Origin of the sequence: Amycolatopsis lexingtonensis, assembly GCF_014873755.1 — a bacterium.
Taxonomy (GTDB): Bacteria; Actinomycetota; Actinomycetes; order Mycobacteriales; family Pseudonocardiaceae; genus Amycolatopsis; species Amycolatopsis lexingtonensis.
This window is the reverse complement of record NZ_JADBEG010000001.1, coordinates 8,469,667-8,490,811: the sequence shown is the minus strand read 5'-3', so window position 1 is coordinate 8,490,811 and position 21,145 is coordinate 8,469,667. Positions and strand designations below refer to the sequence as shown.

The following is a 21,145-nucleotide window of genomic DNA, read 5'->3' as shown; positions in this document are numbered from 1 at the left end:
CGTCGGGCGCATGCCGATGAACCTGATCCACCGGAAGATCTGCAGCTCGGAGAAGTGGGCCGCGACCGTCGAGGAGCGCCTGACGCCGTGGCTGGCACAGCGCGATCTGGGCGACGACGTGCTCGAGATCGGTCCCGGCTTCGGCGCCACGACGAAGGTGCTGCTCGGCGCCGTCCCGAAGCTCACCGTGCTCGAGATCGACCCCGCGTCGACCGAGCTGCTGCGGGCGAAGTTCGGCGGCCGCGCCGAGGTCGTCGAAGGCAGCGGCGCCGAAATGCCGTTCGAGGACGGCCGCTTCTCCGCGGTCGTCTGCTTCACGATGCTGCACCACGTGCCGACCGCCGAGCTGCAGGACGCGATCTTCGCCGAAGCCGCCCGGGTCCTGCGCCCGGGCGGGACGTACTGCGGCAGCGACGGTCAGCTCAACCTGCGGTTCCGCCTGCTGCACCTCGGCGACACGATGAACGTCGTCGACGCGGCGACGTTCCCGGCCCGCCTCGAAAAGGCGGGCTTCGAGCAGGTCGACGTCCGGCTGGAGCCGAAGCAGCTCGTGATCTTCGAAGCGGTGAAGCCCCGCTAGCGGCGGGGCACCTGGCCACCCGGCTGCCGCGGCACCACCCGGGTCACCGGGCCGTCCGCGGACTTGCCCGCGCGGGACAGCCAGCCCTCGACCTCGCGGCGCACCGAGTTCAACGTCGGGCGGCGGCGCGGCTCGGGGTCCAGCGACGCCGCCAGCAGGCGGGCGTGCGCGCTGCGCTGGGGCAGCCGGGACACCGGTTCGGCGCGGGCCGCCGCCATCAGGGCCGCCATCGGGGTCTCGCGCGTGCCGCGCGGGGGCTGGCCGGACAGCGCGTAGCTGATCGTCGCCGCCAGCTGCCACGCGTCGGACGCCGGGGAGGCCGTCGCGCCCATGGCCTGCTCCGGGGCGACGAAGTCGGGCGTGCCGATCATCATCCCGGTGGCCGTCATCTTCGAATCGCCCTGGCTGCGGGCGATGCCGAAGTCGATCAGGTGGGCCAGGCCGCTCGGGTCCAGCACGACGTTCGACGGCTTGATGTCGCGGTGCAGGACGCCCTTCTCGTGCGCCGCGGCGAGCGCGCCCGCCATCGTCGCCCACAGGCGGCCGGCCGCGACGTCGTCCAGCGGGCCCTGGCCGTCGACCAGCTCGGCCAGCGGGCGGCCTTCGAGGTACTCCATGACCAGCGCGAGCCCGTCCGGCTCCTCGGCCAGGTCGTACACCTTGACACAGTTCGGGTGGCTGACCACGGCGAGGGCGCGGGCCTCACGCTGCATGCGCTCGGCCGTGTCGCGGTCCGGCGCGTGCGCGATCTTCAGCGCGACCGTGCGGTTCAGCTGGGTGTCGACGGCCTGCCAGACCGTGCCGAAGCCGCCCGCGCCGAGCTGCTTGACCCGCCGGTAGCGGCTGCCGCCGGCGTTGCGGGAGCCGGGCGGCGGCGGGATCGGCCCGGGGGCCGCGGCCAGCGCGCCGGCCATCGGCGGGGGTTCGGGTGCCGACGCCAGCGCCGTCTTCGGGTACGGCTTGTTGACCGGTGGGGGCGGCGGAGGCGGGGTCGGGCGGGGCTGCATCTGGGACGCGGAGGGCGGCGGCGGCCGGTACGGCTCGGGTTCGCGGCGCGGCGGCGCGTCCGGCCGGTTGATCACCGACCACGGCGGCGGCCCGACCATCGCGACCGGGATCAGGCCCAGCACGCTGAACGGCAGGAAGCCGAGCCAGAAGTGCAGCGCGGTGTTGGCCTCCATGCCGACGCTGAACGCGAGCATCGCGGCGAACGGGATCCAGATGAACCGGGACGGCCACTTCGGGCCGCGGCGGAAGGCGGTGCGGCCCTGCAGGATGACGAACAGCAGCGAGCCGGCCGGCAGCAGGATGAACGCGGCCACGTACACGAAGGTCGGCAGGGCCGCGTTGTTCTTGTAGAACAGCACCTCGTAGACGTTCGGGCCGCCGCCCAGGTACTCCTTCTGCGTGTCCACCCAGCAGGAGCCGCTCGCCAGCGTCGCGGCCTCCGTGCGGGGCAGCCCCGACTTCGTGCCCGCCCGCTCGGCCCGGAACACGCTGGAAACGCCGTTGGACAGCAGCCACGGCAGGATCAGCGAGGTCACCAGGCCGATCGCGCCGAACACCGACAACGTCGTGGCGTCGTAGCGGTTGCCGGTGCCCTTGCGGATGATCGACACCGCCAGCGCGCCGATCGGCGGGAGCAGTGCGACGAGCGCGCCCGCCGCACTCGTGGCCCAGACCCAGTCGCCGGGGCAGAAGCCCGGGCCGAACAAGGAATGGGCTAGCGAGAGCAACGCGCTCGCGAGTCCGTTCACCGCCGGGCTCCCCTCACTGTCCGTGTTCTCTTCGTACCGCTATGCGGCGTTTCCCCGCCGTCCAGCTTAGGACGCAGCCGGCCGCCGTGAGGTTGCCGGGTCTTCAGCGTGCCTGGAATCCGGCGAGCCCGCCGATCCCGCGCCATGATGGGGGCCGGCGGGACGTTCGACGCGAAGGAGCGGGAATGGGCGCGTACTCCGAGGCCTACCGGCGGAGCCTGCGGGACCCGGAAGCGTTCTGGCTGGCCGCGGCCGGTGCGATCAGCTGGACGAAGGCACCGGAACGGGCCCTGGACGGCTCGAACCCGCCCTTCTTCCGGTGGTTCCCGGACGCCGAGCTGAACACCTCCTACAACGCGCTGGACCGGCACGTCGAGGCCGGGCGCGGGGGCCAGGCGGCACTGATCTGGGACTCTCCCGTGACCGGACGGCAACGCACCTACACCTACGAAGAACTGCGGGACACGGTCGCGCGCTTCGCCGGTGCGCTGCGCTCGCTGGGGGTCACGAAGGGTGACCGCGTGCTCGTCTACCTGCCGATGGTGCCGGAGGCGGCGATCGCGATGCTGGCCTGCGCGCGGATCGGCGCGGTGCACTCGGTGGTCTTCGGCGGGTTCGCACCGAAGGAGCTGGCCGCGCGAATCGAGGACGCCAAACCCAACGTGATCCTGGCGGCGTCCTGCGGCATCGAGCCGACGCGGGTGGTCGAGTACCAGCCGATCATCACCGCGGCGCTCGGGATGACCGAGCACCAGCCGGACCACGTCGTCATGCTGCAGCGCGAGCAGGCGCCGGCCACGCTGACCGGGCGCGAGCGGGACTGGCGCGAGCTGGCCGCGAGCGCCGACCCGGCCGATCCGGTGCCGGTCGCGGCCACCGACCCGCTCTACATCCTCTACACGTCCGGGACGACCGGGAAGCCGAAGGGCGTCGTGCGCGACACCGGCGGCCACGCGGTCGCGCTCGCCTACTCGATGGCGGCGGTCTACGACGTCCACGCCGGCGACGTCTGGTGGACGGCCTCCGACGTCGGCTGGGTCGTCGGGCACTCCTACATCGTCTACGCGCCGCTGCTGGTCGGGGCGACGACGGTGATGTACGAGGGCAAGCCGGTCGGCACGCCGGACGCGGGCGCGTTCTGGCGGGTCATCGCCGAGCACGGCGTCGGAGCGCTGTTCACCGCGCCGACGGCGCTGCGGGCGGTCAAGAAGGTCGACCCGGACGCCCGCGAGCTGGAGAGGTACGACCTGAAGGCGTTCAAGACGCTGTTCATGGCCGGCGAGCGGCTCGACCCGGAGACCCTGCACTGGGCACACGAGAAGCTCGGCGTGCCGGTGATCGACCACTGGTGGCAGACCGAGACCGGCTGGCCGATCGCCGCGAACCCGCGCGGCCTGGAGCCGATGGACGTCAAGCCCGGGTCCGCGACCAAGCCGGTCCCCGGCTGGGACGTCCGGATCCTCGACCAGGCGGGCGAAGAGCTGCCGCCCGGCCGCGAAGGCGCCATCACGGTGCGGCTGCCGCTGCCGCCGGGGTCGCTGCCGACGCTGTGGGGCGACGACGAGCGCTACCGCGAGGCCTACCTCTCCCGCTACGAGGGGTACTACCTGACCGGCGACTCCGGCTACGTCGACGAGGACGGCTACCTGTTCGTCATGGGCCGCACCGACGACGTCATCAACGTCGCCGGGCACCGGCTGTCGACCGGGTCGATGGAGGCGGTGCTCGCTTCGCACCCGGCGGTCGCCGAGTGCGCCGTGATCGGCGTCGCCGACCAGCTCAAGGGCCAGCTGCCGCGCGGGTTCGTGGTGCTGAAGGCGGGCGCGGACATCGCCCCGGAGCAGCTACGGGACGAGCTGGTGGCCCTGGTGCGCCGGGACATCGGCCCGGTCGCCGCGTTCCGCGATGTGTCCATTGTGGACGCGCTGCCGAAGACGCGGTCGGGCAAGATCCTGCGCAAGACCATGCGCGCGATCGCCGACGGGCGCGACGAGGCCGTACCCTCCACGATCGAGGACCCCGCCGTCCTGGACGCCATCCGGGAAGCCCTTCGTTAAGAACTGTTCCAAATGCGGGTGCTGGTCTGTACCTTTGGGAGGAGTCCCCGACCGGAGGTGCCCTGATGCGCTTGTCCCGAGCCGTCTTGACCGCGGCGATCGTGAGTCTCACGGCCGTCGGCGTGCCCGCTGCCGCGGTGGCCGCGCCGGCCGCCCCGGAACGCGGCGTGACCGACGTCGTCCCGGCACCCGTCTCGGCGAAGGCCGACCCGCGGGGCGGCTTCAAGCTGACGCCGTTCACGGTCATCGCGGCCGATCGCGGCGCCGGCCAGGTCGCGGACTACCTGCGCGGCCTGCTCCGCCCGGCCACCGGCTACCCGCTGCCGGTCGTGCCGCACGCCGCCGGCCGCCCCGCGATCTCGCTGGCGCTGGGCCACGACGCGCGGATCGGCACCGAGGGTTACGAGCTGAAGGTGTCGCGCGAGGGCGTCAGCTTGCGCGCCAACACCGCCGACGGGCTCTTCGAAGGCGTCCAGTCGCTGCGGCAGCTGCTGCCGTCGGCGATCGAGGCGAAGCGCGTGCAGCACCGGACGTGGACGGTCGCCGGCGGCACGATCCTCGACTACCCGCGCTTCGCCGAGCGCGGCGCGATGCTCGACGTCGCCCGGCACTTCTTCAAGCCGGACCAGGTCAAGCGGTACGTCGACCAGATCGCGCAGTACAAGGTCAACACCCTGCACCTGCACCTCGCGGACGACCAGGGCTGGCGCATCGAGATCAAGAGCTGGCCGAAGCTGGCGACGGTCGGCGGCAAGACGGCCGTCGACGGCGACCCGGGCGGCTACTACACCCAGGCGCAGTACCAGGAAATCGTCGCGTACGCGGCTTCGCGGCACATCACAGTGATTCCGGAGATCGACATGCCGGGCCACACGAACGCCGCCCAGTCGACGTACGCGGAGCTGAACTGCGACGGCAAGGCCGTTCCGGTGCGCACGGACACCGAGGTCGGCTACAGCTCGCTGTGCATCTCTTCGCCGATCACCTACAAGTTCGTCGAGGACGTCGTCCGCGAGCTGGCGGCCATCACCCCCGGGCCGTACCTGCACATCGGCGGCGACGAGGCGCACTCCACGCCGCCCGCGGACTACATCGCGTTCGAGAAGAAGGTCCAGCCGATCGTCGCCAAATACGGCAAGAAGGTCACCGGCTGGCACGAGATCGCGAAGTCGGACCCGCCCGCGTCGGCCGTCCCGCAGTACTGGGACTTCGGCGGCGACAACCCGAGCGTCGCGGCCGCGGCCGCCCGGGGCAGCAAGATCCTGATGTCACCGGCGAACTACGCGTACCTGGACATGAAGTACAACGCGTCGACGCCGCTGGGCCAGGACTGGGCCGCGCTGATCGAGGTGCGCGACGGCTACAACTGGGATCCCGCCTCGCTGGTGACCGGTGTCGGCGAGAGCCAGGTCGCGGGCGTCGAAGCGCCGCTGTGGACCGAGACGATCCGCACCAGCGCCGACATCGAGTACATGGCGTTCCCGCGACTGCCGGGCATCGCGGAGATCGGCTGGTCCCCTCGCGCCACCCACGATTGGAACGCCTACCGGGCACGCCTGGCGAAGCAGTCCCCGCGCTGGACCGCCCAGGGCATCAACTTCTACCGCTCCCCGCAGGTCGACTGGAAGTAGCCAAAAGCCGTGAAGGCCTCCTTGACGGGCATAAATGCCGGTAAGGAGGCCTTCACGGCTTTTCGGCGGAGGCGAGGCGGGACTCGATGGCGCGGCGGGCCAAGTGGTAGGCGTGGGTGCCGCCGTTGAGGACCGCGTCGGCGTTGGCCGCGCGGCCCAGTGCGTGCAGCTCGAACGCCAGGACTTCCGGGTCCGCGTCGAGGTGGCCCAAGGCGACGGCCTCGCAAGCCGTCTCGCGGATGAACGTGGCGAACGAGCCGCTCGCCGAAGCCACCGCGTCGTGGACCCGGCCGGGACGCGCGTCGAACTCCGCGCCGACGTTGAAGAAGAAACAGCCGCCCGGGAACACGCGCTTTTCCGAGTACTCCAGCCAGTTCTCGCAGATCGCCCGCAGCCGCGGCAGCCCCGGCGCGACCTCGCGGGACGGCGTCACGACGTGCGCCGCGAAGATATCGAGAGCCGCTTCGATCGTCGCGAGCTGCAGCTCCTCCTTCGAGCCGAACAGCGCGAACACGCCGCTCTTGCTCAGCTCCAGCTCGGTGGCGAGGCGGCCGAGAGACAGCCCCTCCAGGCCGTCGACCGACGCGACGTCCACCGCCCGGCGCAGCACCAGGCGGCGGGTCGCGTCGCCGCGGGCGAGGCGGCCGTCAACCGGCACGCCGCGCCCGCCAGCGGTCCACAGTGGACTGGACGCCGCCGCGGTAGGACTCCGAAAGCGCCGGCGCCGCCAGCACGCGGTCCGCGAGGTCCAGCGCCGCTTCGACCTTGTCCGGCGGCAGCTGCCCGTAGTTGGCGAAGGAGATCAGGTACACCTCGGTGATCGTCGGCCCGTCCGCGCGCTCGGCCAGCTCGATCGGGCCGGCTGTCGGCACCGTGCCGGGCCGCAGCACGCGCAGGTACCAGCCGCTGCGCCCGGAGTCGATCATCAGCGGCGTGACGTCCTTGCGGCCGGTCTTCATGGCCAGCTTGAAACACGGCTGCCGCGGCTGCGACACCTGCACGAGCGCGTCGCCCCAGGCCCAGACGTCCCCGATCCGGACGTCGTCCTCGGTGACGCCGGACAGCGAGACGTTCTCCCCGAAGTCGCCCACCGAAGCCTCGAAGCCGTCCTCGCGCCAAGCCGGGTAGTGCTCGGCCGGGTAGACGTAGACCGCTTTGTCGACCCCGCCGTGCACGGTCAGGTCGGCCTGCCGGTCGCCGTCGAGGTTCAGCTCGGTCAAGGTCAGCTCCGGCGCCGTGACCCGCGCCTTCGTGATCGCGCTCAGCACCGGGCGCTCCCGCCGATACCCCAGGACGCTCGGTTCCCCCACGTACACGCCGTCGACGTTCATGCTCCGAAGATAGCACGACCGTTCGTATAGTTTACCGCCTTTAGGCTGGCGGTCATGGATCTGCTCGGCAAGGCCCGCGCCCACGTCGACTCCGGCGCTCTCTTCACCGAACTGGCCCGGCTGGTCGCCTACCCGACGGTGAGCGACGCACCCGAAGGCCGCGCCGCCGTCCAGGCCTACCTCGACGAAGTCCTGACCCCGGCGCTGACCGGTCTCGGCTGCGAAGTCACCCAGCACGCCAACCCCGACCCGGCGGGCGGCCCGTTCCTGGTCGGGGTCCGCACGGAAGGAGAAGACCTGCCGACGCTGCTGTGCTACGGCCACGCCGACGTCGTCGGGGAAGCCGGGCAGTGGCGCGACGGGCTCGACCCGTGGACGCTCACCGCGGACGGCGACCGCTGGTACGGCCGCGGCACCGCCGACAACAAGGGCCAGCACCTGATCAACCTCACGGCGTTGCGCCTGGTGCTGGCCGAACGCGGAAAACTGGGCTTTAACCTCAAGTTCCTCTTCGAGACCGGCGAAGAGATCGGCTCCCCCGGCCTCACGGAGTTCGCGGCCCAGGAGAAGGACCTCCTCCGAGCCGACGTCCTGATCGCCTCCGACGGCCCCCGCCTCGACGCGGCGACCCCGACGTTGTTCCTCGGCGCCCGCGGCGGCGTCCGGATCACCTTGGACGCCGACCTGCGCCCGGACGCCTACCACTCCGGCAACTGGGGCGGGATCCTGCGCAACCCGGCGACGACGCTCGCCGCCGCGATCGCGAGCCTGGTCGACGGCCACGGCCGCATCCAGGTTCCGGAACTGCTGCCGCCGGAACTGCCGGACACCGTGCGCGCCGCGCTGGCCGACGTGGTCGTCGACGCGGACGAGGGCTGGGGCGATCAAACCCTGAGCCCCGCCGAGCGACTCTACGGCTGGAACACCCTGGAGGTGCTCGCGCTCGGCGCGGGTGACCCCGGCCGCCCGGTCAACGCGATCCCCGGCCGGGCGCGAGCGGTCCTGCAGCTGCGGTACGTCGCCGGCACCGACGTCGACGGCGTCGCGCCCGCCATCCGGAAACACCTTGCCGCGCAGGGGTTCCCGATGATCGACGTCAAGGCCGACGCCACCTTCCTCGCCAGCCGCACGCCGGTCGACAACCCGTGGGTGAGCTGGGCGAAGTCCACTTTGGACGCGGTCGCCGGGAAGCCCGTCGCCCTGCTGCCCAACTTCGGCGGCGGCCTGCCCAACCACGTCTTCACCGACGTCCTCGGGCTGGCGACACTGTGGCTGCCGCACTCCTACCCGGGTTGCCTGCAGCACGCGCCGGACGAGCACCTGCTCGCCCCGGTCGCCCGGGAAGGACTGGTGCTCGCCACGGCGTTGTTCGACGCCTTCAGTTCAGCGCCGCCGACTCCTCGTCGGTGAGCAGCCGGGAGCGGATCAGGAAACGCACGCCTTCGGGCGCCTCCAAGGAAAACCCGCTCCCGCGCCCGGGCACGACGTCGATCGTCAGGTGCGTGTGCTTCCAGTACTCGAACTGAGGCCCGGACATCCACACCGGCACGTCCTCGATGCCCTCGACTTCGAGCGAGCCGAGCAGCACGTCGGACGCGCCGGTGCGGAACTCCCCGGCCGGGTAGCACATCGGGGCGCTGCCGTCGCAGCACCCGCCGGACTGGTGGAACATCACCGGCCCGTGGAGCGACACCAACCGCCGCAGCAGCTCCGCGGCGGCCGGTGTCAGGTCTACGCGGTGGGTCATCAGAAGAATCCGAGCGCCTGGTCGGAGTAGGAGACGAGCATGTTCTTCGTCTGCTGGTAGTGGTCGAGCATCATCTTGTGGTTCTCGCGGCCGATACCGGACGCCTTGTAGCCGCCGAAGGCCGCGTGCGCCGGGTAGGCGTGGTAGTTGTTCACCCAGACGCGGCCCGCCTGGATGTCGCGGCCGGCGCGGTAGGCGGTGTTGCCGTCGCGCGACCAGACACCGGCGCCGAGGCCGTAGAGGGTGTCGTTGGCGATCTTGATGGCGTCGTCGTAGTCGTCGAACTTCGCCACGGACACCACCGGCCCGAAGATCTCCTCCTGGAAGATCCTCATCTTGTTGTCGCCGGCGAACACGGTCGGCTCGACGTAGTAGCCGCCGGACAGCTCGCCGCCGAGGTCGGACCGCGCGCCGCCGGTGAGGATCTCGGCGCCTTCCTGCTTGCCGATGTCGATGTAGGACAGGATCTTCTCGAGCTGGTCGTTGGACGCCTGCGCGCCGATCATCGTCTCGGTGTCGAGCGGGTGGCCCTGCTTGATCTTGCGGACGCGCTCGACGCCGTCGCCGAGGAACCGGTCGTAGATGCCCGACTGGATCAGCGCCCGCGACGGGCAGGTGCAGACCTCGCCCTGGTTGAGGGCGAAGAGCGCGAAGCCTTCCTGCGCCTTGTTGTAGAAGTCGTCGTTCCGCGCGGCGACGTCGTCGAAGAAGATGTTCGGGCTCTTGCCGCCCAGCTCGACGGTCACCGGGATGATGTTCTCGCTGGCGTACTGCAGGATCAGCCGCCCGGTGGTGGTCTCGCCGGTGAAGGCGACCTTGCGGACGCGGTTGCTGGAGGCCAGCGGCTTGCCCGCCTCGACGCCGAAGCCGTTGACGATGTTGACCACGCCCGGCGGGATCAGGTCGCCGATGATCGAGAACAGCAGGTGGATCGACGCCGGCGTCTGCTCGGCCGGCTTGAGCACGATCGCGTTGCCCGCGGCCAGCGCCGGGGCGAGCTTCCAGACCGCCATCAGGATCGGGAAGTTCCACGGGATGATCTGCGCGACCACGCCGAGCGGCTCGTGGAAGTGGTAGGCGACGGTGTTCTCGTCGACCTGCGAGATGCCGCCTTCCTGGGCGCGCAGGGCGCCGGCGAAGTAGCGGAAGTGGTCGATGGCCAGCGGGATGTCGGCGGCGAGGGTCTCGCGGACGGCCTTGCCGTTCTCCCAGGCCTCGGCGACCGCGATCGCTTCGAGGTTCTGTTCCATCCGGTCGGCGATCTTCAGCAGGATGTTGGCGCGTTCCTCGGGCGAGGTCCGGCCCCACGCCGGCGCGGCGCCGTGGGCGGCGTCGAGCGCCTTCTCGACGTCCTCGGCGTTGCCGCGGGCGATCTCGCAGAAGGTCTTGCCGGTGACGGGGGTCGGGTTCTCGAAGTACTGGCCGCCGGCCGGGGGCACGTACTCGCCGCCGATGTAGTGGTCGTAGCGCGATTCGTAGCTGACGACGCTGCCTTCGGTGTTCGGTGCGGCGTACTGGACCATCTTCCCTGCCTCGTTGCTCGGAGTGACGGTTGACCTGGTGGCCGCCGAAGGTAGGTGCGGCAACGTTGCACGCGCGTTGCAACGCTGTGAGCTGGGTCTCTACGCTGGAGCATGTGGCAGAGGCGCCCGAACCGGAGCTGCTGCGCGACCCCGAGTCGTACGCGCGGCTACTGGAGCACGTCCGCGAGGCGGTGCTCCAGGGCGTTCCCGGGCCGCGGCCGCCACGCTCCGTCGTCTCCGACTCCTGGAACCGCTCGCTCGCCGCCCGGGTCGACCCGGACCAGGGCGAGGCGCCGTTCGTCTACGACACCGGCGACCTCGCCGCGCTCCGCGAAGCCCACCCGCTGGCACCCGTGCTGCCGGTGCTGCGGCAGATGCTGGTGAGCATCGCCGACGACGCCGAGCACGTGATGATCGTGACCGACGCGGACGGCCTGATCCTGTGGCGCGAGGGCGCGGCGGGCCAGCTGCTGCGCGGCGACCGCGTGGGCCTCACCGAAGGCACCCGTTGGAGCGAAGCCGCGATCGGCACGAACGCCATGGGCACGGCGCTGGCGACCGGCGACCCGGTCCAGATCTACTCGGCCGAGCACCTGGTCCGCCGCTACCACGCGTGGACGTGCGCGGCGGCGCCGGTGCGCGACCCCGAGACCGGCGTGCTGCTCGGCTCGATCGACGTCAGCGGGCCGCTGCGCACCGTGCACCCGGCGATGCTTTCGCTGGTCACGGCGACGGCGCAGCTCGCGGAAGGCCAGCTGCGGGCCCAGCTCGCGGTCCGCGACGAGCAGCTGCGGCGGGCGAACATGCCGCACCTGGACGCGTTGCGCGGCCGCCCCGGCGCGCTGCTTTCGGCAGGTGGCCGGGTGCTCGCCGCGCAGGCGTGCCTGCTGCCGTCCACAGTGGACGTCCGGCGCGGCGGCGGCACGGTGAACCTGCCCGACGGCCGCATCGCCACGGTGGAGCCGCTGGCCGAGGGCTACCTGCTGCGGCTGTCGTCGCCCGGTGGCGGCGGGCCGCGTCCGCGGCTGTCGCTGGAGTACCTCGCGGACGGCGCGTTCTCGACCACTGTGGACGGTCGCGAAGTCCCGCTCACGTTGCGGCACGCGGAGATCCTGACCCTGCTGACGCTGCACCCGAACGGCCTCTCGGCGGAACGGCTGGCGCTGCAGCTCTACGGCGAGTCGGGCAACCCGGTGACGGTCCGCGCGGAGATCCACCGCCTGCGCTCCCAGCTGGGCGCGGCGGTGGTGCAGACGCGCCCGTACCGGCTGGCGGCGGACGTCGACGCGGACTTCACCCGCGCCCGAACGGCGTTGCGCACCGGCTCGCCCGCCGACGTCCTGCGTGCCTTCCGCGGCCCGCTGCTGCCGGACTCGGAGGCGCCGGCGATCCGCGAGGAGCGTGAGACGCTCACCGCGCAGGTCCGCCAGGTGGCGCTGAACAGCGGCGACCCGGGCGTGCTGTGGTCGTTCTGGGAAACCGCGTGCGGGGTGGACGACTTCGCGGTGCTCGACGCGCTGCTGAAGACGCTCCCCGCGGCCGATCCGCGGCGGGCCGCCGTGACGGCCCACCGCGCCCGGCTCGCCTGAGCCGTCAGGGTTCCAGGTCGGCCCGGCCCTGCCCGGTCGCCACGTCGAACGGCACGGACGCCTGGTCGTGCACGATCACCCAGCCGTCGCCGGTGTCCCGGAAGACGAACGTGGCCCGGACCCACATGCCGTCGGTCACGACGCCGTTCTTCAGCGTCCCGCTGACCCGGCCGAAACCGTGCCCGACGGCGAGGTCGCCGCTCACCGTGACGGTCAGGTCGCGCAGCTCGTAGTCCACCTTTTCGAAGATCGTGAACACCTTCGCCCAGTTCTTCAGCTTCGCGTCGACGCCGACGTGCTGCAGCGGCGGCTCGACGTCGAAGGACACGACGTCCGGGGCGTAGCTCCGTCGAAGCGCGTCGACGTCCTTGGTGCGGAGCCCCTCGACGATCGCGTCGATCCGGCCGCGGATCGCGGCTTCGGCGTCCCCGTGCCGCAGCGGCGCGAGCGCGGTGCTCCAGGCGACGACGTGGTCGAGCACCGCGTCCAGCGCGGCGAGCTGGTACTCGCCGGGCGCGAAGGTGGCCCGGTCTGCGAACTCGGTCGCCAGCGGCAGCGTGACCTGCGGGGCCACGTCCGCCAGCTGCAGGGCGCCGCAGACCAGCCGCAGCTGCTCGACCGAGCGGGCGCCGCCGACGCCGCCGTAGGAGACGAAGCCGGCGGCCTTGGTGTTCCACTCGACGTGCACGTGGTCCATGGCGTTCTTGAGCACGCCGGGCACGGAGTGGTTGTACTCCGGCGTGACGAACACGAACCCGTCGCACGCGGCGACGGTCGCGGCCCAAGCTCGCGTGCGTTCGTCCTGGTACTGCCCCGAAAACCCGGGTGGCTCCTCGAGGTGGGGCAGCGGGTGGTCGCGCAGGTCGATCAGCGTGAACCGGGCGCCGGCGCGCCGGCTCGCCCGCTCGTGGACCCACCGGGCCACCTGGTCCCCCACGCGGCCGTTGCGGGTGCTGCCCAGCACGATTCCGATCTCGATCATCGTTCTCCCCTGTTCGGTCGGGTTCGAGGAGTACGACGAAGCAGCCCGGCGGGATGTCAGGCCTGACGTTCGGGGAGGCTGTCTCGTCGGAGGAGGCATGACGACACCACCGGAACCGGTCGTCGGCGAACGCCGGCACCTGCTCAACCTCGCCTACCGGCTGCTCGGCTCGCTGGCCGAGGCGGAGGACGCGGTGCAGGAGACCTACGCGCGCTGGTACGCGCTCACGCCGGCCCAGCGGGCGGCGATCTCTTCGCCGGGCGCGTGGCTGACGACGGTCGCGGACCGCATCTGCCTGGACGTCCTCGGCTCGGCGCGGGCCCGGCGCGAGCAGTACGTGGGCGAGTGGCTGCCCGAGCCGGTGCCCGACCAGCCCGACTCGGTCGCCGACCGGATCACCCTCGACGAGTCGGTCACCATGGCCTTCCTCGTGACGCTCGAAGCGATGACCCCGGCGCAGCGGGTCGCGCTCGTGCTGCACGACGTGTTCGGGTACGCGTTCGCGGAGGTCGCGGAGATCACCGGACGCACCCCGGCGGCGTGCCGCGAACTGGCGTCGTCGGCCCGCCGCCGCGTCCGCGCCGCCCGCCCCGCGGCCCCGGCCACCGGGCACGCGGACGTGATCCGCGACTTCAAGCAGGCGTGGGAAGCGGGCGACATCGAAGCCCTGATCGGCCTCCTCGACCCCGGCGCAACCCTCACCGCCGACGGCGGCGGCGTGGTGCGCGCGGCGTTGCACCCGATCGAAGGCGGGGCGGAGGTCGCCCGGTACGTCGCCGCGCTGACCGCCGGACCGCTGACGCTGGTCGAGCGCACGGTCAACGGCCTGCCCGGCCTGCTGCTCACCCGGGACGGCGACCTCGCGGCCGTGTACGCGTTCGACGTCGCCGATGGGCGGATCACGCGGATCTGGGCAATGCGGAACCCGGAGAAGCTCCGCCCCTGGCTCGGGTGACTCGCTCCGCGCCAGCCCGCCGGGTGTGCCCGCGGTGTCTTGAATGAGTCATTCAGGACGTCCGGAGACCTGAATGAGTCATTCAAGACGTCGGCGAGCCCGCTGGCACCGGAAGTAGACACCGTCTACAAAAGTTTGATAGACAGTGTCCACAAGGTGAACCACGGGTTACGGAGATCGGGATGAGCTACCAGCGTTTCGTCGTCCTCGGCGACAGCTGCGCCGAAGGTCTCGACGACCCGTACCCCGGCCAGGACCACTACCGAGGCTGGGCCGACTTCGTCGCCGCCCGGCTCGCGGAGGGCGAACCCGGCTTCCGGTACGCCAACCTCGCCGTCCGCGGTCGACGGCTCGACCAGATCGTGCCCGAGCAGGTCCCGGCCGCGACCCGCCTCGAACCAGACCTGATCGCCCTCTTCGGCGGCGGGAACGACGTCATGAGCCGGGGCTGGGACGCGCGCACCGTCGCTCGCCGCGTCGACGCCGCCATCCGGGCGTGCACCGAGATCTCGCCCACCGTCGTCACGTTCACCCTCAGCGACATCTCGAGCCGGATGCCGCTCGGGCAGCGGATGCGGCCGCGGATCGTGGCGCTCAACGAGGCCATCCGCGAAGCCGCCGTCAGCTACGGGGCGCTGCTCATCGACCTGTGGCCCGACCAGGCCGTCACCGATTCCCGCTACTTCGGCGCCGACCGGCTCCACCTGTCCGAGCACGGGCACCGCCGGCTCGCCGCGTACGTCCTCGGCCGGCTCGGGCTCGACCACGATCCCGGCTGGCTGGCGCCGCTGCCGGGCGTCGCGGCGGCCGGGAGCTGGCGCGCCGACCTGCAGTGGCTGCTGCGCGAGGTGCTGCCGGTCGCCGTGACGCGCACGCGCAACCGGCTGATCGGCCGCCAGCCGGGCGACGGCTTCCTGCCGAAGCGCCCGGACCTGCTCCCCATGACCCGGGACGAAGCGTGGGCACCCGGCAACGCCTGATCGACACCGCGACCGCGCTCCTGACCGGCGAAGGCGTCGAAGCGGTGACGCTGCGCGGAATCGCGAAGGCGGCCGGCGTCTCGCACGGCGCGCCGCTGCGGCACTTCTCCGGCCGCGCCGAGCTGCTGTCCGCCGTCGCGACCCGCGGGTACGCCGACCTGCTCGCCCGCCGGGAAACGCTGCCCGGCACGTCGCCGCGGGAGCGGCTCACCGCCGCCTGCCACAGCTACCTCGACTTCGCGCTGGCCAACCCGGCGATGTTCGAGCTGATGTTCCGCCGCGACCTGGTCGACGCGGACGACCCGGCGCTTTCGGCGGCGGCGAGCGCGGTGTTCGACACCTTCGCCGTGCTGGTGGCGGCGGTGCCGACGCCGGTCGCGCGGTCGGGCGCCGACCTGCGGCTGGTGGCGGCGTCGCTGTGGGCCGCGTTGCACGGCCTCGCCCAGCTGTGGCTGTGGGGCGGCCTGGCGGGGGCGAGCTTCGCGCCGTCCCCGGAGGCCGCGCTGGCCGTCACGCTCGACGCCTACCTGGGCTGAGGAGCGCGTCGAGGTCCTGCTGAACGGCGATCACGGCCGGCAGCGAGCTGAGGCCGAGTTCGCGGTTGACCCGGAGCATGTGCACGTTCTCCGCCCCTGTCGTCGTGCTGATCCGCCGGAGCCCGGGCCGCTCGGCGAGCAGCCACCGGATCATGTGCGCCTTGACGCAGCGCCCCAGCCCGTGCCCGCGGTGTCCGGCGAGCACCGCGGTGTCCCGCTGGTAGCCCCAGTCCGCCCGGCGCGGGTGCACGCACACTTCGGTGAACCCGACGACTTCCCCGGTCCCTTCGTGAACCGCGGCGACGATCCGCTGTTCGAGGCCCTGCGACCGAGCTTCGGCTTCGGTCGCGCGCACCCGCGCGGGCGTCCACTCCGGCCACCGGTAGCCCGAGTCCCCGAGCGGAGCGTCGTGGATCGCCGCCCGTGCGCCGGCGTAGGAACCGAGCAAGTCGTCCGGGGCCGCGCCCGCCCACCGCACCACCCGGTAGCCGACCGGGACGGGCACTTCCCAGCGCGTCTGATCGGCTTCCGCGACGACCAAAGCCTGCCGCACGATCGTCCGCACCGGCCGGAAGCCGAGCGCCTCGGCCCACAGCTCTCCGGCGGACCCCGCGACGACCTGCCAGCCTTCGACGCTCCGGCAGTCCCGCGCTCGCAATTCCGGCAGCACCGCGTGCAGCAACGCGGTACCGATCCCCGAACGCCGCACGGCCGGGTGCACGACGACGTCGGTCAGTGCGATTCCGTTGTTTTCGGCTTCGAGGAAGTGCACCTCGGCGAACGCGACGAGCTCGTCGCCGCGGTACGCCACCCACTGCGCCGCGTCCCCCATCCCGGGCAGCGGCCTCGTCAGCCGTCCGGCCAGCTCGCCGAGCGGCAACACGGGTTCGCCGGGCCGGTCGGTTTCCCGGCTCGCCGCGAACACAGCGTGGTAAGCGGCGAATCCGGCCTCGGCGGTCGACAGCGGGTCGAAGCGTTCGATCGTCACCATCCATTCAGTGTCCAGGTCCGCGACACGCTGTGACCCGGTGCACGCGTCCGAACACCTGATCGAATACCCTGCCTCCATGACCGAGTCAGACCCGCAGCTCGAGCGCATCCGCAAGCTGCTGGCCAAGGCCGAGGACCCGGCGGTCACCGAGGCGGAGGCCGAGGCGTACAACCGGAAGGCCGCCGAGCTCGTCGCGCGGTACGGGATCGACCAGGCGATGCTCGCCGAGTCCGGCGCGACCACCGACGAGATCGGCACGCTCAAGATCCCGATGAACGACCCGTACAGCCGGGACAAGGCGAGCCTGCTGACGTCGGTCGCGTACCCGCTGCGCTGCCGGACGCTGCTGCACCGCTACGGCCAGAAGGTCGACAGCGTCACGGTGTTCGGCTTCCACTCCGACCTCGGCCGCGTGGAGCTGCTGTTCACCAGCCTGCTGCTGCAGGCGAGCACCCAGCTGACCCGCGTCCGGCCGGACGGCTTCTTCCCCGGCGAATCGCTGGCCGCCTACCGACGCACGTGGCTGCACGGCTTCGCGCGCGCGGTCCACGAGCGGCTCACGCACGCCGAATCGGAAGCCGTCCGCACGGCGGCACCCGGCGAGCGGTCGGCGGAACTGGTCGTCCGCGATCGCGCGCAGCTGGTGCAGCACGCGTTCGACTCGGAGTACGGCGACCTGCGCTCGGCCGCGCCCCGGCGGCTGTCGGGCAGCGGCTACCTCGACGGCCACGACGCCGGCACGAAGGCGAACCTCGACCCCTCGGCGCTGACCCGCCGCCAGAAGGCCTTGCGCTGAGTCGCCCGGTTGCCGCTATCGCCGCCGGTGATCTTTCCGTTTGACTGGGCGCATGCGCGTTGTCGATCTTGCCGAGCGCCCCGATCTCCTCGACGCCGCCCTGGCTCTCGGCGACGTCGGCGGCCAGTTCATCTACCAGGGCGCCGGCGGCCGGATGATCACCGGCGAACGGTTCCTGCGCCACTGGCCGCGGTACTTCCTGATCGCGCTGGCCGACGACGGCACGCCGATCGCCCGCGCCCTGTCGGTCCCGCTCGCCTACCCGGCCCCCGGCCGCACCGAGCTGCCCGACCACGGCTGGGACCAGGCGATCGAGTGGGCGGCCCAGGACGTGATGGACGGCCGTGAGCCGAACGCGTTGTGCGCGCTGGAAGTCGTGATCGCGCCGCACCTGCGCGGCACCGGCCTGTCGGCACCGATGCTGAAGGCGCTCAAGGCCCGCGCGGCGGAAACGGGGCTGCGCAAGCTGATCGTGTCGGTGCGCCCGATCGGCAAGGAAGCCGAACCGGCGGCCCCGATGCCGGAGTACGCGGCCCGCCGCCGCCCGGACGGCCTGCTCGCCGACCGCTGGCTGCGCACCCACGAACGCCTGGGCGCCCGCGTGGTGAAGGTCTGCCCGTTCGCCGTGACGCTGGCCGGCTCGCTGGCCGACTGGCGCGAGTGGACGGGCGTGAAGCTCCAGGACGGCGAGAACTTCATCCCCGGCGGCATCGCCCCGGTCCACGCGTCGATCGCCCACGACACGGCGACCTACGTCGAGCCGAACGTGTGGCTGGAACACCCGATGTGATCTCGGGGATCACCCCGATGGCACCGCGCCCGGCCACCTGCTAACTTTTGTTGGCATGTGGACGACGGGCGACGACCTGCTGCGGCAGCTGGGGGCCCTCGGCAACCCGCACCGGCTGCGGATCGTCGCCGCCCTGCTGGCCGAACGCACCTACGTCAGCAAGCTGGCGCGGGAGCTGCGGATCAGCCGCGCGCTGCTGCAGGTGCACCTGCGCAAGCTCGAAGCCGCCGGTCTCGTCACCGCCAGCTCCGAAGTCGGGGAAGACGGCAAAACGCTGCGGTTCTACGAGCTGACGCCGTTTTCCGTCGTCCTGACGCCGGAGGCGATCGCGGCCGCCGTGCCGACGCTGACCACACCGGAGTCCGTCCGCGGGGACGGCGAGGAGGGACGGACATGAACTGGCACCAGTGGCAGGAGATCATCGGCGTGACCGGGGTCTTCGTCCTGATCACCGTGGTGCTGTCGATCGCGATCGTGCAGCTGGCCTCGACCTGGCGCGCCAAGGCGAAGCTGGCCCGGGAGCACGAATACCGGTCGCTGGCCGAGAAAGCCGTCCGGACGCAGGAAGAGACCGAACGGCAGCTGCGGGACGTCCAGGACCGGCTGCGGTCCATCGAACACGTGCTCAAGGAGGTCGACTGACCTGAGGCCCTGGACCGCCGAGCGGCAACTCGGCGGCCCAGGAAGAAGAAGCACCCACTCGCCCGAGGGCGAGCTCTCATCGGATCACTCCTTCACGGAAGGACCTTAGTTCATGCTGCCCGCAAGCACCTCGGCTCCGCTGGTGGAACGCGTCGCGGACTGGTCGGCGCGCCACCGCGCCGCCGCGATCCTCGGCTGGCTGGCGCTCGTCGCCTTCGCCTGGGCCGCCGGCACGTTCCTGCCCGGCACCGACGCGCGGTCGAGCCCGGCCGGCGACGCCGGGACCGGCCAGGCCGTCCTCGACCGCCAGGCCACCCGCGAACCGTTCTGGGAGAACGTCCTGGTCCCGCGCGAGGCGACCGCCGTCGTGACCGACCTGGTGACCACGTTGACGGCGTCCGGCGCGGTCGCGGACGTCCGCTCCCCGCTCGACGACCCGGACCGGGTCTCCGCCGACGGCCGGTCCGGCCTCGTCAGCTTCCGGATCACCGGCACCGGCACGGAAATCCGCGCGCACCTCGCGACGGCGACCGCGGCCGTCGGGACGGTCGCCGCCCGCCACCCGGACGCCCGGCTCGCCCAGGCCGGCGACCTCAGCGTGTCCGGCGCGGTCGACCGGAGCATCAAGGAGGACATCGGGCGCTCGGAAGCCCGTTCGCTCCCGCTCACCGCGCTGATCCTGCTGGTCGTGTTCGGCTCGCTGGTCGCGGCCGCGGTGCCGGTGCTGCTCGCCGGGACCACCGTGGTCGCCGCGTTCGGCATCCTGTCCGTTGTGGACAACTGGATCCCGGTCAACAGCGCGACTTCCGCGATGACGCTCCTCATCGGCATGGCCGTCGGTGTCGACTATTCCCTGTTCTTCCTGCGCCGGGCCCGGGAGGAACGCGCGCACGGCGTCGAGGAGTCGATCCGGATCGCCGCGCGGACGTCCGGGCACGTGATCGTCGTGTCCGGGCTGACCGTCGTGCTGTGCGTGACCGGCCTGCTGTTCACCGGCCTCGACAACCTGCGCGGCCTGACGGTGAGCACGATCCTGGTCGTCGGGCTGGCCGTCCTGGCCGCGGTGACGGTGCTGCCCGCGACGCTTTCCCTGCTCGGCACCGGAATCGACCGGGTCAGGGTCCCGTGGCTGGGCAAGCGCCGGACGCGCTCGCGCTTCTGGGCCGCGGTGGCCGGCGTCGTCACCCGGCGGCCCGCGCTCTGGAGCGGGCTCGCGGCCGCGCTGCTGGTGCTGCTCGCGTTGCCCGCGTTCGGGATCCGGCTGCAGGATCCGGCCCCGACCGAAAGCCTGCCGCGCAGCATCCCGGTGATCGACGCCGCGGTGCGCGTCCAGGAAGCGTTTCCCGGCATTACGATGCCCGCGCACGTCGTGCTCTGGGCCGAGGGCGGCGGGCCGGTCGACACGCCCGCGGTGGGCCGCGCGATCGCCGAACTCACGGCGGCGACGCCGAAACCGGCGGTGGTCGTCCCGGTGGACCAGGCGCTCGTCGTCCGGATCCCGCTCGGCGGCAGCGGAAACGGCGAAGCGGCGGACCGCACGCTCACCGCGTTGCGCGAAACCCTGCTGCCGCGGACGGTCGGGCGCGTGGACGGCGTCGGTTACGCGATCGCGGGCCGGACGGCCGAAGCCCACGACTTCACCGCGCAAGTGCTGGCGCGGGCGCCGTACGTCTTCGGGTTCATCATGCTGCTCGCCTTCGTGTTGCTGCTCGCGGTGTTCCGCTCGGTGGCCGTGCCGGCGGTGTCGATCCTGCTCAACCTGCTCTCGACCGGCGCGGCCTACGGCGTGCTCACCCTGGTGTTCCAGGACGGTTTTCTCGCGCCACTACTGGGTTTCACGCCCTACGGCGGGGTGCTCGGCTGGCTGCCGGTGTTCCTGTTCGTGCTGCTGTTCGGGCTGAGCACCGACTACCACGTCTTCATCCTGAGCCGGATCCGCGAGCGGCGGCGGGCGGGCAGCCCGGCGCGGGAGGCGATCGTCGAGGGCACGGCGAGCAGTTCGGGGGTCGTGACGAGCGCGGCGCTGATCATGACGGGGGTGTTCGGCATCTTCCTCAGCCTGGCCGCGATCGAGTACAAGATGCTCGGCCTCGGCATGGCGTTCGCGATCCTGCTCGACGCGACGGTCGTCCGCGGCATCCTGCTGCCCGCGGCGCTGGCCCTCTTCGGCGAGCGCCTGTGGAGGCCCGACACTGTAGTTTCCCTTAACGATCAGTCCAGGACTTTTCACTTGTCCTGACGGGTCCACTTCGGCACCG

At 71.9% G+C, this 21,145-nt stretch carries 20 protein-coding genes; 13 read left to right on the top strand and 7 right to left on the bottom strand.

Features of this window, described 5'->3' with window-relative positions; all coding sequences use genetic code 11:
- The first annotated feature begins 10 nt into the window (after positions 1-10).
- On the top strand, positions 11-580 hold the full coding sequence (locus H4696_RS39550; RefSeq protein WP_086860570.1) for a class I SAM-dependent methyltransferase: 570 nt from the start codon (positions 11-13) through the stop codon (positions 578-580).
- On the opposite strand, the gene H4696_RS39545 is transcribed toward H4696_RS39550, so the two are convergent.
- Positions 577-2,337 (bottom strand): protein kinase domain-containing protein, encoded by a 1,761-nt coding sequence (locus H4696_RS39545; RefSeq protein WP_192782786.1) that lies wholly within the window; start codon positions 2,335-2,337, stop codon positions 577-579. The two genes, H4696_RS39550 and H4696_RS39545, sit on opposite strands and share 4 nt — an antisense overlap.
- Before the next feature lie 185 nt (positions 2,338-2,522).
- On the opposite strand from H4696_RS39545, the gene H4696_RS39540 reads away from it, so the two are divergent.
- Complete coding sequence (locus tag H4696_RS39540) at positions 2,523-4,394, top strand: propionyl-CoA synthetase (RefSeq protein WP_086863856.1); 1,872 nt, start codon at positions 2,523-2,525, stop codon at positions 4,392-4,394.
- Positions 4,395-4,459: 65 nt separating this feature from the next.
- Positions 4,460-6,025, top strand: coding sequence for a beta-N-acetylhexosaminidase (locus H4696_RS39535; RefSeq protein ID WP_086863857.1), 1,566 nt, complete (start codon positions 4,460-4,462; stop codon positions 6,023-6,025).
- 52 nt (positions 6,026-6,077) lie between these two features.
- Here H4696_RS39535 and H4696_RS39530 read toward each other — a convergent pair whose 3' ends face one another.
- On the bottom strand, positions 6,078-6,683 hold the full coding sequence (locus H4696_RS39530; RefSeq protein WP_086863858.1) for a TetR/AcrR family transcriptional regulator: 606 nt from the start codon (positions 6,681-6,683) through the stop codon (positions 6,078-6,080).
- A complete protein-coding gene (locus H4696_RS39525; protein ID WP_086863859.1) occupies positions 6,673-7,356 on the bottom strand; it encodes an MOSC domain-containing protein in 684 nt (227 codons plus the stop codon). Before H4696_RS39525 ends, H4696_RS39530 begins: the two co-directional genes overlap by 11 nt.
- A gap of 54 nt (positions 7,357-7,410) precedes the next feature.
- Here H4696_RS39525 and H4696_RS39520 point away from each other — a divergent pair, with 54 nt between their 5' ends.
- Positions 7,411-8,766 carry a M20 family metallopeptidase gene (locus tag H4696_RS39520; protein ID WP_086863860.1) on the top strand — a complete coding sequence of 452 codons (1,356 nt, stop codon included), beginning with the start codon at positions 7,411-7,413 and terminating at the stop codon, positions 8,764-8,766.
- Here H4696_RS39520 and H4696_RS39515 read toward each other — a convergent pair.
- Together H4696_RS39515 and exaC are read right to left on the bottom strand one after the other, a co-directional pair.
- Positions 8,735-9,103 (bottom strand): DUF779 domain-containing protein, encoded by a 369-nt coding sequence (locus H4696_RS39515; protein WP_086863861.1) that lies wholly within the window; start codon positions 9,101-9,103, stop codon positions 8,735-8,737. The two genes, H4696_RS39520 and H4696_RS39515, sit on opposite strands and share 32 nt — an antisense overlap.
- Positions 9,103-10,626 (bottom strand): acetaldehyde dehydrogenase ExaC, encoded by a 1,524-nt coding sequence (gene exaC / locus H4696_RS39510; protein WP_086863862.1) that lies wholly within the window; start codon positions 10,624-10,626, stop codon positions 9,103-9,105. Before exaC ends, H4696_RS39515 begins: the two co-directional genes overlap by 1 nt.
- A gap of 113 nt (positions 10,627-10,739) precedes the next feature.
- Here exaC and H4696_RS39505 point away from each other — a divergent pair, with 113 nt between their 5' ends.
- The gene (locus tag H4696_RS39505) at positions 10,740-12,215 is read left to right on the top strand and encodes a helix-turn-helix domain-containing protein (protein ID WP_249027176.1); all 1,476 of its coding nucleotides are present in this window, start codon (positions 10,740-10,742) and stop codon (positions 12,213-12,215) included.
- A 4-nt stretch (positions 12,216-12,219) separates the two neighbouring features.
- Here the strand turns inward: H4696_RS39505 and H4696_RS39500 are convergent, their stop codons facing one another.
- Positions 12,220-13,197, bottom strand: a complete 978-nt coding sequence (locus tag H4696_RS39500) for an NAD(P)H-dependent oxidoreductase (RefSeq protein WP_192782785.1) — start codon at positions 13,195-13,197, stop codon at positions 12,220-12,222.
- A gap of 97 nt (positions 13,198-13,294) precedes the next feature.
- On the opposite strand from H4696_RS39500, the gene sigJ reads away from it, so the two are divergent.
- The 3 genes from sigJ to H4696_RS39485 all read left to right on the top strand — a co-directional run bounded on the left by sigJ (position 13,295) and on the right by H4696_RS39485 (position 15,668).
- Positions 13,295-14,152: an RNA polymerase sigma factor SigJ gene (gene sigJ, locus H4696_RS39495; RefSeq protein WP_086861555.1), complete on the top strand. Its 858-nt coding sequence runs from the start codon at positions 13,295-13,297 to the stop codon at positions 14,150-14,152.
- A gap of 182 nt (positions 14,153-14,334) precedes the next feature.
- A complete protein-coding gene (locus tag H4696_RS39490; RefSeq protein ID WP_086861554.1) occupies positions 14,335-15,132 on the top strand; it encodes an SGNH/GDSL hydrolase family protein in 798 nt (265 codons plus the stop codon).
- On the top strand, positions 15,111-15,668 hold the full coding sequence (locus H4696_RS39485) for a TetR/AcrR family transcriptional regulator (RefSeq protein WP_086861553.1): 558 nt from the start codon (positions 15,111-15,113) through the stop codon (positions 15,666-15,668). The genes H4696_RS39490 and H4696_RS39485 overlap by 22 nt, the downstream gene beginning before the upstream one ends.
- On the opposite strand, the gene H4696_RS39480 is transcribed toward H4696_RS39485, so the two are convergent.
- Positions 15,643-16,659, bottom strand: coding sequence for a GNAT family N-acetyltransferase (locus tag H4696_RS39480; protein ID WP_158104332.1), 1,017 nt, complete (start codon positions 16,657-16,659; stop codon positions 15,643-15,645). The genes H4696_RS39485 and H4696_RS39480 overlap by 26 nt on opposite strands.
- A gap of 76 nt (positions 16,660-16,735) precedes the next feature.
- Here H4696_RS39480 and H4696_RS39475 point away from each other — a divergent pair, with 76 nt between their 5' ends.
- The 5 genes from H4696_RS39475 (at position 16,736) to H4696_RS39455 (ending at position 21,126) form a co-directional block, all read left to right on the top strand.
- Positions 16,736-17,455 carry a DUF2786 domain-containing protein gene (locus H4696_RS39475; RefSeq protein ID WP_086861551.1) on the top strand — a complete coding sequence of 240 codons (720 nt, stop codon included), beginning with the start codon at positions 16,736-16,738 and terminating at the stop codon, positions 17,453-17,455.
- Between the two features lie 52 nt (positions 17,456-17,507).
- On the top strand, positions 17,508-18,245 hold the full coding sequence (locus tag H4696_RS39470) for a Long-chain-fatty-acid--CoA ligase (protein ID WP_086861550.1): 738 nt from the start codon (positions 17,508-17,510) through the stop codon (positions 18,243-18,245).
- 55 nt (positions 18,246-18,300) lie between these two features.
- Positions 18,301-18,642: an ArsR/SmtB family transcription factor gene (locus H4696_RS39465; RefSeq protein WP_086861549.1), complete on the top strand. Its 342-nt coding sequence runs from the start codon at positions 18,301-18,303 to the stop codon at positions 18,640-18,642.
- Positions 18,639-18,887, top strand: coding sequence for a hypothetical protein (locus tag H4696_RS39460; protein WP_086861548.1), 249 nt, complete (start codon positions 18,639-18,641; stop codon positions 18,885-18,887). The genes H4696_RS39465 and H4696_RS39460 overlap by 4 nt, the downstream gene beginning before the upstream one ends.
- A gap of 112 nt (positions 18,888-18,999) precedes the next feature.
- Complete coding sequence (locus H4696_RS39455) at positions 19,000-21,126, top strand: MMPL family transporter (RefSeq protein ID WP_192782784.1); 2,127 nt, start codon at positions 19,000-19,002, stop codon at positions 21,124-21,126.
- The last annotated feature ends 19 nt before the right edge of the window (positions 21,127-21,145 follow it).

Bases quoted from the DNA above. Each gene is read 5' to 3' on its own strand.
- H4696_RS39550 (WP_086860570.1), top strand. From the start codon at position 11: ATGCCGATGAACCTGATCCACCGGAAGATCTGCAGCTCGGAGAAGTGG.
- H4696_RS39540 (WP_086863856.1), top strand. From the start codon at position 2,523: ATGGGCGCGTACTCCGAGGCCTACCGGCGGAGCCTGCGGGACCCGGAA.
- H4696_RS39535 (WP_086863857.1), top strand. From the start codon at position 4,460: ATGCGCTTGTCCCGAGCCGTCTTGACCGCGGCGATCGTGAGTCTCACG.
- H4696_RS39525 (WP_086863859.1), bottom strand. From the start codon at position 7,356: ATGAACGTCGACGGCGTGTACGTGGGGGAACCGAGCGTCCTGGGGTAT.
- H4696_RS39520 (WP_086863860.1), top strand. From the start codon at position 7,411: ATGGATCTGCTCGGCAAGGCCCGCGCCCACGTCGACTCCGGCGCTCTC.
- H4696_RS39515 (WP_086863861.1), bottom strand. From the start codon at position 9,103: ATGACCCACCGCGTAGACCTGACACCGGCCGCCGCGGAGCTGCTGCGG.
- exaC (WP_086863862.1), bottom strand. From the start codon at position 10,626: ATGGTCCAGTACGCCGCACCGAACACCGAAGGCAGCGTCGTCAGCTAC.
- H4696_RS39500 (WP_192782785.1), bottom strand. From the start codon at position 13,197: ATGATCGAGATCGGAATCGTGCTGGGCAGCACCCGCAACGGCCGCGTG.
- sigJ (WP_086861555.1), top strand. From the start codon at position 13,295: ATGACGACACCACCGGAACCGGTCGTCGGCGAACGCCGGCACCTGCTC.
- H4696_RS39490 (WP_086861554.1), top strand. From the start codon at position 14,335: ATGAGCTACCAGCGTTTCGTCGTCCTCGGCGACAGCTGCGCCGAAGGT.
- H4696_RS39480 (WP_158104332.1), bottom strand. From the start codon at position 16,659: ATGGTGACGATCGAACGCTTCGACCCGCTGTCGACCGCCGAGGCCGGA.
- H4696_RS39475 (WP_086861551.1), top strand. From the start codon at position 16,736: ATGACCGAGTCAGACCCGCAGCTCGAGCGCATCCGCAAGCTGCTGGCC.
- H4696_RS39470 (WP_086861550.1), top strand. From the start codon at position 17,508: ATGCGCGTTGTCGATCTTGCCGAGCGCCCCGATCTCCTCGACGCCGCC.
- H4696_RS39465 (WP_086861549.1), top strand. From the start codon at position 18,301: ATGTGGACGACGGGCGACGACCTGCTGCGGCAGCTGGGGGCCCTCGGC.
- H4696_RS39460 (WP_086861548.1), top strand. From the start codon at position 18,639: ATGAACTGGCACCAGTGGCAGGAGATCATCGGCGTGACCGGGGTCTTC.
- H4696_RS39455 (WP_192782784.1), top strand. From the start codon at position 19,000: ATGCTGCCCGCAAGCACCTCGGCTCCGCTGGTGGAACGCGTCGCGGAC.